This is a genomic window from Actinoplanes sp. NPDC051513 (assembly GCF_044454685.1).
Classification (GTDB): Bacteria; Actinomycetota; Actinomycetes; order Mycobacteriales; family Micromonosporaceae; genus Actinoplanes.
The window spans coordinates 390,534-404,874 of sequence record NZ_JBITDW010000001.1; the positions used below are offsets into that span (position 1 = coordinate 390,534).

Genomic DNA, 14,341 nt, shown 5'->3' on the forward strand with positions numbered 1-14,341 from the left:
GTGCGCAATGTAGCGGACCTGGCTGTTCCCACCCCCGCCCCGCCCCGCTCCGAGCCGATGCCGGTCGAGGCCCGGCCCTTCTTCCGGCCGGACATCGAGGGGCTGCGCGCGGTGGCCGTGCTGCTCGTGGTGGCGGCGCACGCCGGCGTGCCCGGGCTGGGCGGCGGCTACGTGGGCGTGGACGTCTTCTTCGTCATCTCCGGGTTCCTCATCACGTCGCTGCTGCTGCGCGAGGCCGAGCGGACCGGGCGCATCTCGGTGACGGGGTTCTACCGCCGCCGTGCCGTACGCCTGCTGCCCGCCGCCGCCGTGGTGCTGGTCGCCACCCTGGTGGCGGCCCGGTTCGTGCTGCCCGTGGTGCGGCTCGGCGAGTACTGCCGGGATGCGCTGTCGGCCACCGCGTCGGTCGCGAACCTGCGCTTCGCCGCGATCGGCACCGACTACCTCAGCGCCGACCGGCCCCCCTCGCCGTTCCAGCACTTCTGGTCGCTCGCCGTCGAGGAGCAGTTCTACCTGTTCTGGCCGCTGCTGATCCTGGCCGCCGCGCACCTGTGGCGCCGTCGCCGCCCGCTCGCGGCCGTCCTCGGCGTGCTGGTGGTCGTCTCGTTCGCGCTGAGCGTCACCGAGACCGCCCGGTCGGCGCCGTGGGCCTACTTCGGACCACACACCCGCGCGTGGGAGCTCGGCGCCGGAGCGCTGCTCGCGCTGGGCGCGGCCAGGTGGAAGAGCACGCCCAAGATCGTCGGCTGGGCCGGGCTCATGTCGATCCTCGCGGCGGCAATCGGCTACGACGACGCCACCGCTTACCCCGGATGGCGCGCCGCATTCCCGGTCGCCGGCGCGGTCGCGGTCATCGCGGCCGGCGGAAACAGCCTCCTCGAAGTCCGTCCTCTGCAGGCCATCGGCCGGCTCTCCTACAGCTGGTACCTCTGGCACTGGCCGGTTCTGCTGATCGTCCCGATCGGCAGCGGCGTGGCGAAGGCGCTGCTCGCCCTCGGACTGGCGTGGGTGACCTATCACGTGGTGGAGAACCCGCTGCGGCACCGGCCCGTGCTGCGGGCAAGGGGCCTGAGTTTCGGGGCGGCCCTGTGCGGCACGGTCGCCGCCGTCGCGGTGGCGCTCGCGCTGCTGCCGCACGCCGTACCGGCCGGCGCCCGCCGCGCCGACCTCAGCAAGACGCTCGCCACGTCGAAGCGCGCCGAGCAGGACCTGGGCGCGGCGATCGAGGCGAGCCGCCGGCTGGGCCCGCTGCCGGCCAACCTGACCCCCGCGCTGACGAAGGCAGCCCGCGACCGGCCACGAGTCTGGACCGACGGCTGCCACGCCGACGTCCCGGTCACCACCGCGCCCGCGGGCTGCGTCTACGGCGATCCCGCCGGCCGGGAGACGGTCGTGCTTTTCGGCGATTCCCATGCGGCGCAGTGGTTCCCCACGCTGGAACGGCTAGCCACCGAGCGCCACTGGCGGCTCGTCGAGCTGACCAAGAGCTCCTGCTCGGCCGCCGACGTCCCACTGTGGCACGACACCCTCAAGCGCGAGTACACCGAATGCACCGCCTTCCACCGCTCGGCGATCGCCCGGATCACCCGGCTGCGCCCGAGCCTCGTGGTGATCGGCTCCAGCTTCAACTACCGCCCGGCGCGCCCGGCCGCCGACCTGCCCACGCAGTGGAAGGCCGCCTGGGACACCACTTTCGACCAGCTTCGCGCCAGCGGCGCCCGGGTGGCGGCCATCGCCGACACCCCGTACATGGGCGGGTCGGTGCCCGAGTGCCTGGCCGAGCCGGCCAACGCCGGCCACGCCGGCAACTGCACCCGCAGCCTGCGATCCGCGATCCGAGGCCCCGAGCAACGTGCGGTCTTTCTCACGTACGGCGACGTGATCGACCCGACCGCCTGGTTCTGCACCGACGCGTGCCCCGCCGTGGTCGGCAACCTGCTCGTCTACCGCGATTCCAACCACATGACCACGACGTACGCCCGCGCCCTCGCGCCCCTGCTGGGCGCCCGGCTCCGCTGACTTTGCCCTGACCGGAAAATAACCTCCCGGGCGCATTGGTGAGCAGAGCAAAGGCTGCTAGCGCAGCAGGTCGGCCAGGGTGGGCGGCTGGGCGCGGTCCACGATGACGGTGCGGGCGGTCTCGTGGTCGCGGTAGAGGCGGGACAGCCGCTGAGTGAGCACGTCGTCCCACGGCTTGTCCGGCCGGTGCCGCTCCCACGTGGCCCGGTCCGGCAGGTACTCGATCATCACGCCGAAGTCGCGCAGGAGCGCGAACGACGGGCAGTCGGTGACCACGACCGGCCGGTGGTCCGGGTTGACCAGCAGCCGCTGCCGCAGCGTCAGCACGAACTCGCGGACCGCCGCGATGTCCAGCCCGATCGCCACGTACAGGTGGGCGGGCGGGCGCTGCGCGGCCGCAGGCGCGCGCCGTACCTCTGTGGGCCGGCCCGCCGGCCGGCGGCGGCGCATCCGCCGCATCACCGCCCTGGTCAGCCGCGGCACCGTGTGCACCGGGTCCTTGACCAGCGACACCAGCCCCAGGCCGAGCCGGTAGGACTCGCTCTCCCGCAGCCGCTCGAGGCGCTTGCGCTCGCGGTCGCGCTCCTTGCGGGCGGTCTCGGCGCTCTCCTGCTCCTCGGCGAGCCGTGCCTCGAGCGAGCGCATCCGGCCGGCCATCGCGGCCAGCTCCCAGCGGGCACGCTCGGGCGCGTCCAGCGCCACCCGGCGGGACGGAACCTTGAGGTCGCTCACGTCAGCCTCCGTGTCGGCGGGCGCGCAGCCCGCTCAGCCACGCGGCGGCCGCGCCGCCGCCGTTCTCGAATGCCAGCTCCCGGCAGCGGTGCGCCAACCCGGCCCGCACCTCGGGCCGCGCGGCCTGGTCGAGCACCTCCTCGAGCTCGCCCGTGGCCGGATCCTCGACGGTCAGCCCCACGCCGGTGGCCGCCGCGAAACGGGCCCGGCCGATCTGGTCGTCGAGCCTGGTCGAAGCGTTGGGCAGGAAGACCGTGGGGATGGCGAAGCCGATCTGCTCGTGGAACGAGTTGTACCCGGCCGCGCTGACGGTGAGGTCGAAGGCACGCAGATAGCGGCTCACCGGGTAGAGCTTGACCACCTTGGCGCCGGCCACCCGGGGCATCGGCGTGGTCGCGATCGTCGACTCGGCCAGCACCAGCTGGAAGCCGCGCTCGGCGAGGTGGCGGCAGATCCGGGCGACCGGCGAGGAGATGTCGTTGATGTTCCCGGCCCCGAGCTGCAACAGCGCCGCGGGCCGATCGTCCAGCTCCAACGAAGCCCGCGCCTCGGAACGGCTGAACAGCTCGCTCTCGTCGAGGAACGTGACCGGGTCGAACTGGACGGCGTTGGGCCGGTCGGCGACGGTCGGGCCCTCGTCGACGACCGAGGCGAACTCGCCGGGCTCGAGGATGTGGTCGAAGACCTTGCCCTCGGTGATCCAGTCGGCGCCGACGCCGCGCTGCCACATGGCCCGGCGCACCCAGACCCAGATCAGCTGCGGGTGGTCGCGGACCGCCTCGACGATCCCGGCGTGCGGGAGGCAGTCGACCGCGACCACGGCCGGCTCGTGCAGGTCGATGAGGTGGGCCAGGCGGTCGCGCAGCAGCGCGGTCCAGCGCGGGTGCGCGGCCTGCAGCACCTTGCGGGACGGGATGTACTCGGTGAGGAATCCCTCGCCGTGGGCGACCGAGGCCGCGTACGACTGGGTGGCGATCACCGCGGAGTGGTCGGCCGGCAGCCGGCGGGCGATGGCCATCAGCCGGGACAGGTGGCCCATGCCGGCGCCGTTGTCGCTGACCATGAGCACACGCCGGGTGGGCGCGGGCCCGGGCGGCGGCGCGCCTTCAGGACAAGGGGAGATCTGCGGACGGATACCGAAGCCGGCCAGGCGGGTCAGGTGGGACTGGTGTCCGTAGCGGCGCTCGGCGAACTCGCGGGCACGGCTCGCCACCGCGCGGTAGCGGGCCGGGTCGGCGTACAGGTCGCGGACCAGGCCGGCCACGCCGGCCGGGGTGCTGTAGAGAGCCGCGTCGGCGAACGTGGGGCGGAAATGCTCACCGATGATCACCGGGACGCCGCTGGCCATCGCCTCGAGGATGGTGCGGCCGAATGCCTCGACCAGGTCGGGGTCGTGGAAGTAGACGAAGAAGTCGATGGTGCGCAGGAACTCCTCGGGCGACTCGGCGCCGAACGGGACCACGTCCCAGTTTTCCGGCCGGTGCCCGATCCGCCGCACCGCGATGTCGCCGCCACCCAGCACGCGGACGCGGGACGAGGAGTCGGCGGGATAGGCCTGGAGAATCTCGTCGGGGTCGAGCGGCCACTTCACCGGGTCGCCGCGCCCGTGCCGGCCGATCACCGGCACGTCGCCGACGAAACCGTCCCGGTCGCGCCACCAGTGCGCCACGTCGATGATCTCGTGCCAGTCGGCGTCGGCGAGCCGGGCGTCCGGCTCGACCTGCCGCACCTGGTCGCGCACCTGGGAGCTGATCGGCGCCCATTCCACCCGGGGGCCGAAGTAGCGGTGCACCCGGTCGCGGACGGCCGCGAAGTCGTAGTAGCGGTAGGGGTTGCCGGCGTCACCCGGCGGCTGGTTGATGACCATGACGGTCCGCTCGGCGCGTATCCGCGGCACCACCGACAGGTCCTCGGTGAAGATCCGGGGCTGGCGTACGAGCAGCAGCTTGCACTCCACCGGCGAGTCGTCCCGGGCGAGCGTGGCCACCCCGTCGCGCAGCAGGTCGCTGATGCGCGGGCTGAACGGCAGGGTCTTGGGCTGGTGCGGCGACGGCACGTGCACGAGCACGGTGGAGAGGGCCGCCTCGGCCTGCGCGTGCACCTCCGCGGCGATGCTGGCCGAGGTGCCGCCCGGGTACCGGAAGTCCGACAGGATCGCAACGTCGTAGACGGTCGCGGGCACGTTGTGGATCTCCCTCGGTTGGCGCGCTGAGCTCCCGGACTCCCAACGAGAAACCGGCGTGCACCGTGACGGCAACCGTCGTGCGGCAGCCAACCGTCCGGCAACCCAGAGGCCCCGGCAAGGCAACCGCCAACGGGTCATCCCGGCTCCGGCGGGGCCGAACTTGGTCGGTGAACGCGGCGGTAGCAGCCGCGAGCCGACCACCGAAAGGCAGCCGACTCGATGCGTACCCAGATCTCCAAGCGTCTGGCCCTGATCGCGATGATCCCCGCCACCCTGCTCGGCACGGTCATGGCCGCCGCACCGGCGAACGCCGCGGTGGTGAGCGAGGCCAAGCTCCAGGGCGACATCGCCTACCTGACCAACAAGCAGCGCCTGCTGAATGGCTGCAAGTCGGTGCACGTCGACGCCCGGCTGACCACCGCGGCCCGGGTGCAGAGCACCTACATGGCCCGCACCGGCGCGTTCAGTCACACCGGCGCCGCCGGCTCGACCTTCGTCACCCGCGTGAAGGCGGCGAAGTACCCGCAGCCGGCCGGCGAGAACATCGCGTACGGCTTCCGCACCGGCGTCGACGTCGTGAAGGCGTGGATGGCCTCGCCGGGGCACCGGGCCAACATCCTCAACTGCAAGGCGAAGACGGTCGGCGTCGGCGCGGTCTACTCGAAGTCCGGCAACCTGTACTACACCCAGGAGTTCGGCTACTGAGTGGCCAGCTGGCGCACCATGCGCCGGTACGAGAGAACGGCATGTCTTCCGGGGGCTTCACCTTCTTGGGTGAGGCCCTCGATGCTTTCCACCCACTTGCGCAGCGCGATCTGCTCTTCCTGCCGGTGCGCGTCGTCGAAGACCACGGTCGCCGCGTCGGCCAGCTTGTCCTCGAGGACCCGCATGGCCGGGTAGCGGGCGTCCGGCCCGGTCTTCTCCGGCGGACCGTCGATCAGCAGCAGATCCACCTCGCGCAGGTCGGCCAGCGCGTCGGTGTCGTACCAGGGGAAGCTGCGGCCGTCGAGCAGCACCGGACGCAGCGGGGCGTCGCGCACCTCGGCCACCTCGGTGAGCCCGTGCGCGGCCAGCGCGGCCCGGGTCTTCTCGGCGTAGCCGGGATCGTGGTCGAGGGACACCAGCCGCCCGCCCGCCTTCTCCAGCGCGTACGCGATCCAGATCGTCGACGTGCCGCTGCCCAGCTCGAGCACCAGCTTGGGCCGGCGGGTGCGGATCAGCTGCAGCAGGTCGAGCAGGTCGATCGGGTTGAGCGCGAACCCGCCGGACGGCGGCATCGGCGCCCGCGGCGCGAAGCCCTGGAACAGCTGCACCAGCGCCTCGACCTCGCCGGTCTGCGCGCGCAGCAGGCGGTCGGTGCCGGTGGCCGCGGCCTTCTGCTGGGCGGCGAGCGTGTCGATGAGCTCCCGGTGCCGGTCGCCGGCGGTGAGCAGCATCTCCTCGACCGCGCCGAGCAGCCGGCGCTGGGTGTGGTCGAGCACCTGCCGCACCTCGCGCTGCGCGGCCCGCTCGGCCGCGAGCAGCCCGGTCAGCCGGCGGGCGAGCAGCAGCAGGCCGCCGACCACCCCGCAACCGAAGACGCCGAGGACGGTGAGCGCGAGGCCGAGGTGGCCGGTGAGGGCGCTCGCGGCGTCGGCGGCGCAGAGGACGGCCGCGGCGCCCAACAGGGCCGCCTGACGGCGGTTGAGTTTCCGCAAACGGCTCAGCATCACACCTCGTCAACGCCCGCGCCCCCGGCGGGTTACGCACAGAACGGCTGTCCGGCACGCTGCTGGGCGGCGGCGTCGAACGCCGTGTCGAAGCGCCGGGCCAGGGTGGCGCCGCCGGGGTTGAGCGCGAGGAACTCGGCGCGCAGCGCGCAGCGGCGGGCCGCGCCGGACGGGGTCTTGTCGAAGTCGGCGACCTCCTGGGCCAGGCGATCGTCGAGGCGCGCGACCGGCGACTCCATCACGGTGTCCCGGAAACGCTTGTTGGTGGTGGCGGAGACCGCGGCCGCGGCCACCAGCACGGCGATCAGGGCGCCGAGCAGCAGCCGGCGCGGGCGGGCCAGGTGGGCGGCGGCGACCAGCAGCAGCGCGCCGCCGGGCGCGACGACGGCGGTGTCCCGCCAGCCCTGGCCCCAGCGGTGCGCGGCCACCAACTGCTGCACATCGGCGCTGAGCGAGGCCAGGCCGGCGCCGAGCGCGACCAGGGCCACGGCAACGAGGACCAGGGCGGTGGCGGACGGGCGGCCGACGGTCTCGAGGCGGCGCAGATCGCGGATCGCGACCCAGGCGAGCAGGGCCAGGGCGGCGAGGGCGAGGCTCAGCACCAGCGCGGAGAGGGCGCCGCCGCCGCGTACGGCGCTCTGCCACTCCAGCGGCGGGAGCCATGCTATGAGGCGTACGGGAAATGCTTCTGTCACCGCGGAGCCGAACGCGACGTCGGAGCCGTGGTAGCACGGGCCTTCGCCGCAGTAGCGCTGGATGACCACCCGGACCGCGACGAAGACCGGCAGGAAACCGACCCACAGCAGGCCCAGCGCCCGGCTCGCCGCGCCGGCCAGAATCGCCCGCCAGGTCATGTCGAGCACCCATCGGCCGCGCGCCGCCACCGCGACCGTGGCCAGCGGCAGCGCCAGATAGGTGAGCTCGTTGAACGCGGCCAGCGCCGCCCCGCCCGCCAGCAGCGGCACGATCTGCCACGCACGAAGTCTCGTCAGCCGCGCCACCGCCGCGGCCACCAGCAGCACCAGCGCGGCCGTCGTGAAGTAGAGCCCGCCGAAGAGGACCACCGGGCTGGACCGCCCGGCCGCCACCAGGATCGCGCCGACCGCGAACGGCACGATCGCGGCCACTGTGGACGGTGGCGTGCGGAACAGCCGGCCGCGCGCCACCACACTCTCGGCCAGTACCAGCACGGCCACCCCGAGCAGCATCGCCGCCGCGATCGACACCGCGCGCAGGCCCACGTTCGCGGGCAGGCCGAGCACGTCGCCCAGTGTGTACGCGGCCAGGTCGGCCAGCTTCTCCAGCATCCGCCCGAGCGGCCGGAAGTTGCCGTTGCGCAGGTAGCCCGGCAAAGACTCGAGCGTGTGCGGCACGATCTGCGCGGGATCGTCGCGGAACAGCCCGCCGTGCCAGTACACGTTGTACTTGTGGTCGGCGGTCGGCGCGAGCGCGACGATCGGGGCCAGCACGACGAGCGGCACGAGCGCGGCCCGCAGCAGGGCGCGACGCCACAACGCGCCGATCGGCGGGCCCTCGACGACGAAGCGCATCGCGATGCGGGGTTTGGGGATGACCGTCGTCATACGGCGGCCAACGAGGCCGCCCCGGGTCAGTTACTCAGCAGCCGTGCCAGGGTCGGCGGATCGCGCGGATCGATCACTACCGCGCCGGAGGCCCGATGGTCACGGCAGAGCTGGGCGACCCGGCCCGCGAGCAGCGCCTCCCAGCCGGCGCCGGGGTCGTGCCGGCGCCAGGTCTCCGGGTCGGGCAGATACTCGAGCACCACGCCCGCCACCTGCAGGCCGCGTAGCGCCGGCTGGTCGGTCACCACGACCGGCAGGTGGTCGCCGTCGACGACGATCCGCTGGCGCAACGCGCGCACGAGGGCGTGCGACGCCTCCCGGTCCAGCCCGACCGCGACGTAGACCCGGGCCGGCACCGGGCCGGTCGGCAGGCGGCGTCGCGGCGGAGCCGGGCGCCCGTGGCGGATCCGCCGGAGGATCGCCATCGGGTCGGTGAGCGCGCGGCCGATCCGGTACGCGCGGCTGGCCCGCAACGCCGTCATCAGGCGTTGGTGCCGGTCCCGCTCCTCGAGCGCGGCATCCCGCTCGGCCTCGACGGAGCGCAGCCGCCCGGTGAGGGTGGCCACCTCCCAGCGGGCCAGCGCGAGGTCATCGGCTTCCGGCACGGTCCACCTCCTCGTGCCGCCCGCGGCAGAACCCGGCCAGCCACGCGGCGGCGTCCCCGGCGCCGTTGCCCGGCGACAGCTCGGCGCAGCGCCGGCTCAGCGACTCGCGCACGGCCGGGTCGGCGAGCCGCTCCAGCTCGGCGCCGGCCGCTTCGTCGTCGGTGGCGTAGAGCGCCACCCCGGCCGCGGCCGCGAACCGGGCGCGGGCCAGCTCGTCGTCGCAGGCGGCCGGGTCGGGCACGAACACGGTCGGCACCCGCGCGCCGAGCAGCTCGTGGAAGCTGGTGTAGTCGGCCCGGGAGACGGCCGCGGTGACCTCGCCGAGCTCGTCCGGCACCGAGACCGAGACCGGCCGGAAGCCGGGCAGGGCCGCCTCGACGCCGCGGCACAGCAGCGTGTGGTCGCCGGCGCGCCGGGCGATCCGGGCCGGCAGGTCGGTGATCGGGTCCACGGTGGAGACGCCGTGCCGGGAGGTGGTGGTCCAGCCCTCGTCGCCGGCCGCCGCGAACTCGCCGGGCTCGAGGATGCCGGCGAACGACAGGCCGCGCGCGGCCCACCCGCCGCCGGTGCCGCGCCGCCACATGGCCGGGCGCAGCCACAGCCAGCGGGTCGCGGGGGTCTGCTCGATCGCGCCGAGGATCCCGTCGTGCGGCAGGCCGCCGACCAGCACGGCGCGCGGGCCGTACAGCTCGACCAGGTGACACAGCCGGTCCTTGACGAAGGCGGGCCAGTGGGCGGCCGGCACGCCGAGGTCGGCGGCGCCGGGCAGGTACTCGGTGAGCAGGCCGGCCTCGTGCGCCTCGGCGATGCTCGCGGTGCCGACCACGACCGCCTCGAGGCCCTGCGGCAGGCGGCGGGCGATGGCCTTGAAGCGCGCCACGTCGTCGCCCACCAGCAGAACCCGCTTCGCCGGACGGGCGACGCGGAAGGGTCGCGACGGCTTGCGCAGGTCGCGGGGCATCACGCCGAGCGAGGCGAGCCGGGCGATGTGCGAGGCGCTGCCGAAGGAACCGGTGACGAACCGGCGGGCGCGCTCGACCTGGGCGTCGTACGCGTCCCGATCGTGATGCAGCCGCCGCACCACCTCGCGCACCCCGGCCGGCTCGCAGTAGATCGCCGCCTCGCCGAAGATGGCCCGGAAGTGCGGGCCCACGATGACCGGCACCCCGCTGGCCATCGCCTCGAGAATGGTCCGCCCGAAGGCCTCCTTCCAGACCGGGTCGTGGAAGTAGACGAAGAAGTCGAGCCCGGCCAGGAAGTCCCGGGGCGACTCGGCGCCGAACTCGACGACGTCCCACGAGCGCGGCGTCCGCCCGAGCCGGTGCACGCCGATCTCGCCGCCGCCGAGGATGCGCACCTTGAAGTCCGGCGAGTCCGGGTAGGCCTGCAGCAGCTCAGCCGGGTCGCGCGGCCACTTCACCGGGTCCGGCCGGCCATGTCGCCCGATCACCGGCACGCCGTCCGGCTCGCGGCGGTGCTCGACCTGCCAGTCGGCGACGTCGATGATCTCGTGCCAGTCGGTGTCCGGCAGGGCCGCCGAGGGCGCGACCTGGAGCACGTTGTCGCGCACCTGGGTGCTGATCGGCGCCCACACGGCCGCGGCGCCGAAGAGCCGCTCGACCCGCTCGCGCACCTCGTCGAAGACGTAGTAGCACTGCGCGTGCCGCTCGTCGCCGGGCGGCTGGTTGAGCACGACGATGGTGTGCCCGGCGCGGATCCGGGGCACGGCGGCCGGCTCCTCGGTGAAGATCCGGGGCTGGCGGATCAGCAGCACCCGGGCCGAGATCTCGGCGCCGTCGTCGTGCGCGAGGTCGGCGAGCCCTTCGCGCAGGCAGGCGACGATCCGTTCCTGGAACGGCCGGGCGTGTTTGAGGTGCGGGGACGGCAGGTGGCAGAGCACGGTGGACAACCCGGCCGCGGCCTGGGCGCGCACCTCGGCCACGATGCTCGCCGAATTGCCGCCCGGGTACCGCAAATCGGACAGGATCGCGACGTCGTACTGGGGCACGCGGGGACAAACGACGGGAACCAAGGGGGCGATACGGACAATTCACCCGAGTCTCTCGGTCGTTAAGAACACCGAGACGCTAGGAGGAACCCGATGCCGGAACCGCATCCGCTCGCCGTGGCCGCCCTGCAGGCCCGATCGGTCGCCGCCCGCGCGCCGCTGGCCCGCGCGGCGGGCGAGCCGGCCGATCCATGGGTGGCCGGTGAGCTGGCCCGGGTGCTGGCCCTGCAGGACCTGCTCCCCGACGACCAGGCCGAGGCGCTGGCGATCCTGGCCCGGCTACGGCGGGCCGGGACAATCGCCCCCGAGCATCAGGGACTGCACTGCCAGCTCGCGTACGCGGCCGGCGATCGCGCCCTGGCGGCCACCCTCCTGGACGAATACCACGGGATCGCCGAGCCGATCCGCACGGCGGTCACGCTGGATCTGGCCCCCGAGGACTGGGCCACGAGATTCGCGGCCCTGCTGCCGCACCCTGCCGTCCGCGTCGCCGAGGGTACCGGCCCCGCGTTCGATCGGCTGGTCACCGGGGCCGCCCAGCGCATCGGCCACGCCGCCCGGATCACCACGATCGTCACCACCTGGCGGCCCGGTCATGCGTTGCTCACCGCGGTGCGCTCGCTGGTCGCCCAGACCTGGACCAACCACGAGATCCTGATGATCGACGATGGCTCGCCGGCCGAGTTCGACCCGGTGCTGCGGACCGCGGCCGCGCTCGACCCCCGGGTGCGGCTGATCCGGATGGTCGCCAACGGCGGCACCTACGTGGCCCGCAACGCCGGCCTGGACGCCGCGACCGGGGACTTCGTCACCTTCCAGGACTCCGACGACTGGTCGCACCCGTTGCGGCTGGAGCGCCAGGTCGCGCCCCTGCTCGCCGACGACGCGATCTTCTCGACCACCTCGACCGGGATGCGGGTCACCCCCGACCTGGTGCTCACCCGGGTCGGCGTCGAGCAGACCCGGTCGTACAACCTCTCGTCGTTGATGATCCGCAAGGCCGCCGCGCTGAACCGGGTCGGCTACCTCGACCCGGTCCGCAAGGGCGCCGACGCCGAGTACGTCGAGCGCGCCCGGGCCGTCTTCGGCCGTCCCGCCACCAAGCACCTCGGCGGCGCGCCGCTGGCCCTGATCCGGCTCGGTGACGACTCGCTCTCCAGCGCCGACTACCGCCCCGGCTGGATGCACCCCGCCCGCCGCTCATACCTCTCCGCGTTCCAGGCCTGGCACACGCGGGTCAAGGACGGCACGGCCGACCCGAGGACGCCGCGGGCGTTCGCGGCCCCGCGCCGGATCCGCGGCGAGAGCGGGCCCCGCGCCTACGACGTGGTGCTGGCCGGCGACTGGACCACGGCCGGGGGCGCCGGGGCGGCCGGCATCGGGCAGTTGCGGGCGCTGCGGGAGCGGAACCTGCGCGCCGCCCTGCTGCACCTCGACGTGCTGGCCCACCTGCGCGAGGGCCCGCGCAACCTCGACCCGGCCGTGCAGGAGCTGATCAACTCGGGCGACCTGGCCCAGGTCGAGCTCACCGACGACGTGCGCGCCCGGCTGGTGGTGGCCCGCTCGGCCCGGGTGCTGCAGCACGCGCCCGACCTGCCCAGCGGCATTCGCGTCCAGCGCGTGGTGATCGAGTCGGCCACCGTCTCCCGGTCGGCCGCGGCGTCGAGCCGCCGCCTGTTCGGCCGCCGGCCGCTCTGGGCGCCGGCCGGGCCGGACGGCCGCCGCCTGCTCACCGCCGCCCTCGCCGAGGACCCGCTGGCCGGCGGCGGGCCCGCCGACCAGCTCACCACGCTCGACCTGCCCGGCACGCTCGATCCGGCGCAGTGGCGGCTGGACCGGCGCGGACCGCGTGCCGACCGGCCGGTGGTGGGCCGCCGCTGCCGGGGCGGGCGAGCCGAGTGGCAGCGGCTGCGCGACGAGATCCCGGACGGCGCGCGGGTGGACGTACGCCTGCTCGACGCCGACGGCACCGCGGCCCGCTCGTTCGGCCGGGCCGGCGCCCCGCGCTCCTGGCTCGTCTACGGCCCCGCCGAGGTGAGCCTCCGGTCGTTCCTCTACCAGGTCGACTTCTACCTGCACCTGCCGCGCCCGGAGGCGCCCGCCGACCCGGACCCCGATCTGCTGGCCGCGCTGGCGGCGGGCTGCGTAGTGCTGCTCCCCTACCGCTACGCGGCCACCTTCGGCGACGCCGCCGTCTACTGCGAGGCGAAGGAAGTGCCGGAGACCGTACGACTGCTGCACGAGGACCGGATCTCGCTGCGGGCACAGGCGGCCCGCGGCCCGGAGTTCGTCCGCCGTCACCACGGCCACGAGCTGTACGCCGACCGCGCGGCCCGGCTGGCAACCCAAGGGCACCCGGCGCGCGGGTAAACCGGGCCGCGCCGCGACCGATCTTTGCGGGCGTACGACAGCACGGCCGGTCCCCCGCCGGCCGTGCGGTCACGGGGGATCCCCCTGCTCCCGTGGCCTCGCGACCCCGCCGTCCCCCGCGGCGGGGTCGCTCTTATGGTGCCGCCGTGGTCTTCCGCCCGGCGAGCGTGGTCCACCGGCCGGCCAGCCTGCGCTCCTCGGTGAGACCGAAGCCGCCCTGCCGGGGCGCCACCCGGAGGGTGGGCGCCTCGTCGACCACCACCGTGCCCTCGTCGGCCAGGCGGCGGCCCAGCACGTGCAGCGCCGGGGCGACCGCGTCCGGGCCGGGGGCGGCCGTGCCGTCCACCACGAGCAGGTCGATGTCCTGCAGGCCGTCGAGCGCGTCGACGTCGTACCAGTCGACGGTCCGGCCTTCGACGGTGAGCTCGGCCAGCGGCACGTGCCGGACCTCGACGGCCGTGAGGCCGTGCTCCTTCAGCGCCGCCTCGACGACGTCCACCCGGGCCCGATCATGATCCACGGTGACCAGCCGCCCGCCGGTCGCGGCCAGCGCATACCCCAGCCACAGGGTCGCCGGCCCGCTGCCCAGCGCCACGGTCAGGCCCGGACGGCGGCTCGACGCGACGGTGTGCAGGCCCAGCAGGTCGCTCGGGTTGAGCGCGCCCCCGGCCGGCATCGGCGCGCGCGGCGTGACCCGCTGGAAGAGCTGGAACAGCGCCTCGATCTCCCGGCTCTGCTCGCGCAGCAGCAGCTCGGCGCCGCGCCCGGTGAGCCGCTCGGCCCGCGACAGCGACTCGGTGAGCTCCTGATGGCGGTCGCCGGCCGCGAGCCGCTCCTTCTCCACCGCGGCGATCACCCGGCGCTGGAGCTGATCGACGAGCAGCCGCAGGTCGTGCACGGCCTCGCGGTTGGCCCGGCCGACGCCGGCGATCCGCCGGGTCAGGTGGATCACCCCGGCCGGCACGGCAACCAGCAGCAACGCGAGCAGGCTGGTGGCGAGGGCGGCACGCCCGGCGGCCGAGGCCACCGCCACACCGGCGCCGATCGCCGCAGCGAGCGCCAGGCCGGCGACCTGCCGGCGGGAGAGCCCGAGAACGGCCCTGACCAGCTTCTTGAGTCTGGTTTTCACG

Annotated in this window: 10 protein-coding genes; 3 read left to right on the top strand and 7 right to left on the bottom strand. The window is 74.3% G+C overall.

Annotation, left to right across the window (positions count from 1 at the left end; all coding sequences use genetic code 11):
* The gene (locus tag ACIA5D_RS01875; RefSeq protein ID WP_396027923.1) at window positions 1–2,019 is read left to right on the top strand and encodes an acyltransferase family protein; all 2,019 of its coding nucleotides are present in this window, start codon (window positions 1–3) and stop codon (window positions 2,017–2,019) included.
* A gap of 57 nt (window positions 2,020–2,076) precedes the next feature.
* On the opposite strand, the gene ACIA5D_RS01880 is transcribed toward ACIA5D_RS01875, so the two are convergent.
* Together ACIA5D_RS01880 and ACIA5D_RS01885 are read right to left on the bottom strand one after the other, a co-directional pair.
* The gene (locus tag ACIA5D_RS01880; RefSeq protein ID WP_396027924.1) at window positions 2,077–2,751 is read right to left on the bottom strand and encodes a hypothetical protein; all 675 of its coding nucleotides are present in this window, start codon (window positions 2,749–2,751) and stop codon (window positions 2,077–2,079) included.
* Window position 2,752: 1 nt separating this feature from the next.
* On the bottom strand, window positions 2,753–4,933 hold the full coding sequence (locus ACIA5D_RS01885) for a glycosyltransferase (RefSeq protein ID WP_396027925.1): 2,181 nt from the start codon (window positions 4,931–4,933) through the stop codon (window positions 2,753–2,755).
* Between the two features lie 222 nt (window positions 4,934–5,155).
* On the opposite strand from ACIA5D_RS01885, the gene ACIA5D_RS01890 reads away from it, so the two are divergent.
* Entirely contained in the window at window positions 5,156–5,641 is a 486-nt protein-coding gene (locus ACIA5D_RS01890; protein WP_396027926.1) for a CAP domain-containing protein, read from the top strand.
* Here the strand turns inward: ACIA5D_RS01890 and ACIA5D_RS01895 are convergent.
* The 4 genes from ACIA5D_RS01895 to ACIA5D_RS01910 are packed head-to-tail and all read right to left on the bottom strand — an operon-like array spanning window position 5,635 to window position 10,841.
* Window positions 5,635–6,645 carry a class I SAM-dependent methyltransferase gene (locus ACIA5D_RS01895; protein ID WP_396027927.1) on the bottom strand — a complete coding sequence of 337 codons (1,011 nt, stop codon included), beginning with the start codon at window positions 6,643–6,645 and terminating at the stop codon, window positions 5,635–5,637. The two genes, ACIA5D_RS01890 and ACIA5D_RS01895, sit on opposite strands and share 7 nt — an antisense overlap.
* 32 nt (window positions 6,646–6,677) lie before the next feature.
* Window positions 6,678–8,228, bottom strand: coding sequence for a hypothetical protein (locus tag ACIA5D_RS01900; protein ID WP_396027928.1), 1,551 nt, complete (start codon window positions 8,226–8,228; stop codon window positions 6,678–6,680).
* 26 nt (window positions 8,229–8,254) lie between these two features.
* Complete coding sequence (locus ACIA5D_RS01905) at window positions 8,255–8,833, bottom strand: hypothetical protein (RefSeq protein ID WP_396027929.1); 579 nt, start codon at window positions 8,831–8,833, stop codon at window positions 8,255–8,257.
* Complete coding sequence (locus tag ACIA5D_RS01910) at window positions 8,817–10,841, bottom strand: glycosyltransferase (RefSeq protein ID WP_396027930.1); 2,025 nt, start codon at window positions 10,839–10,841, stop codon at window positions 8,817–8,819. The genes ACIA5D_RS01905 and ACIA5D_RS01910 overlap by 17 nt, the downstream gene beginning before the upstream one ends.
* 93 nt (window positions 10,842–10,934) lie before the next feature.
* Here ACIA5D_RS01910 and ACIA5D_RS01915 point away from each other — a divergent pair, with 93 nt between their 5' ends.
* Window positions 10,935–13,211: a glycosyltransferase family 2 protein gene (locus ACIA5D_RS01915; protein WP_396027931.1), complete on the top strand. Its 2,277-nt coding sequence runs from the start codon at window positions 10,935–10,937 to the stop codon at window positions 13,209–13,211.
* 133 nt (window positions 13,212–13,344) lie between these two features.
* Here ACIA5D_RS01915 and ACIA5D_RS01920 read toward each other — a convergent pair whose 3' ends face one another.
* Entirely contained in the window at window positions 13,345–14,340 is a 996-nt protein-coding gene (locus tag ACIA5D_RS01920) for a class I SAM-dependent methyltransferase (RefSeq protein ID WP_396027932.1), read from the bottom strand.
* Window position 14,341: the final 1 nt, after the last annotated feature.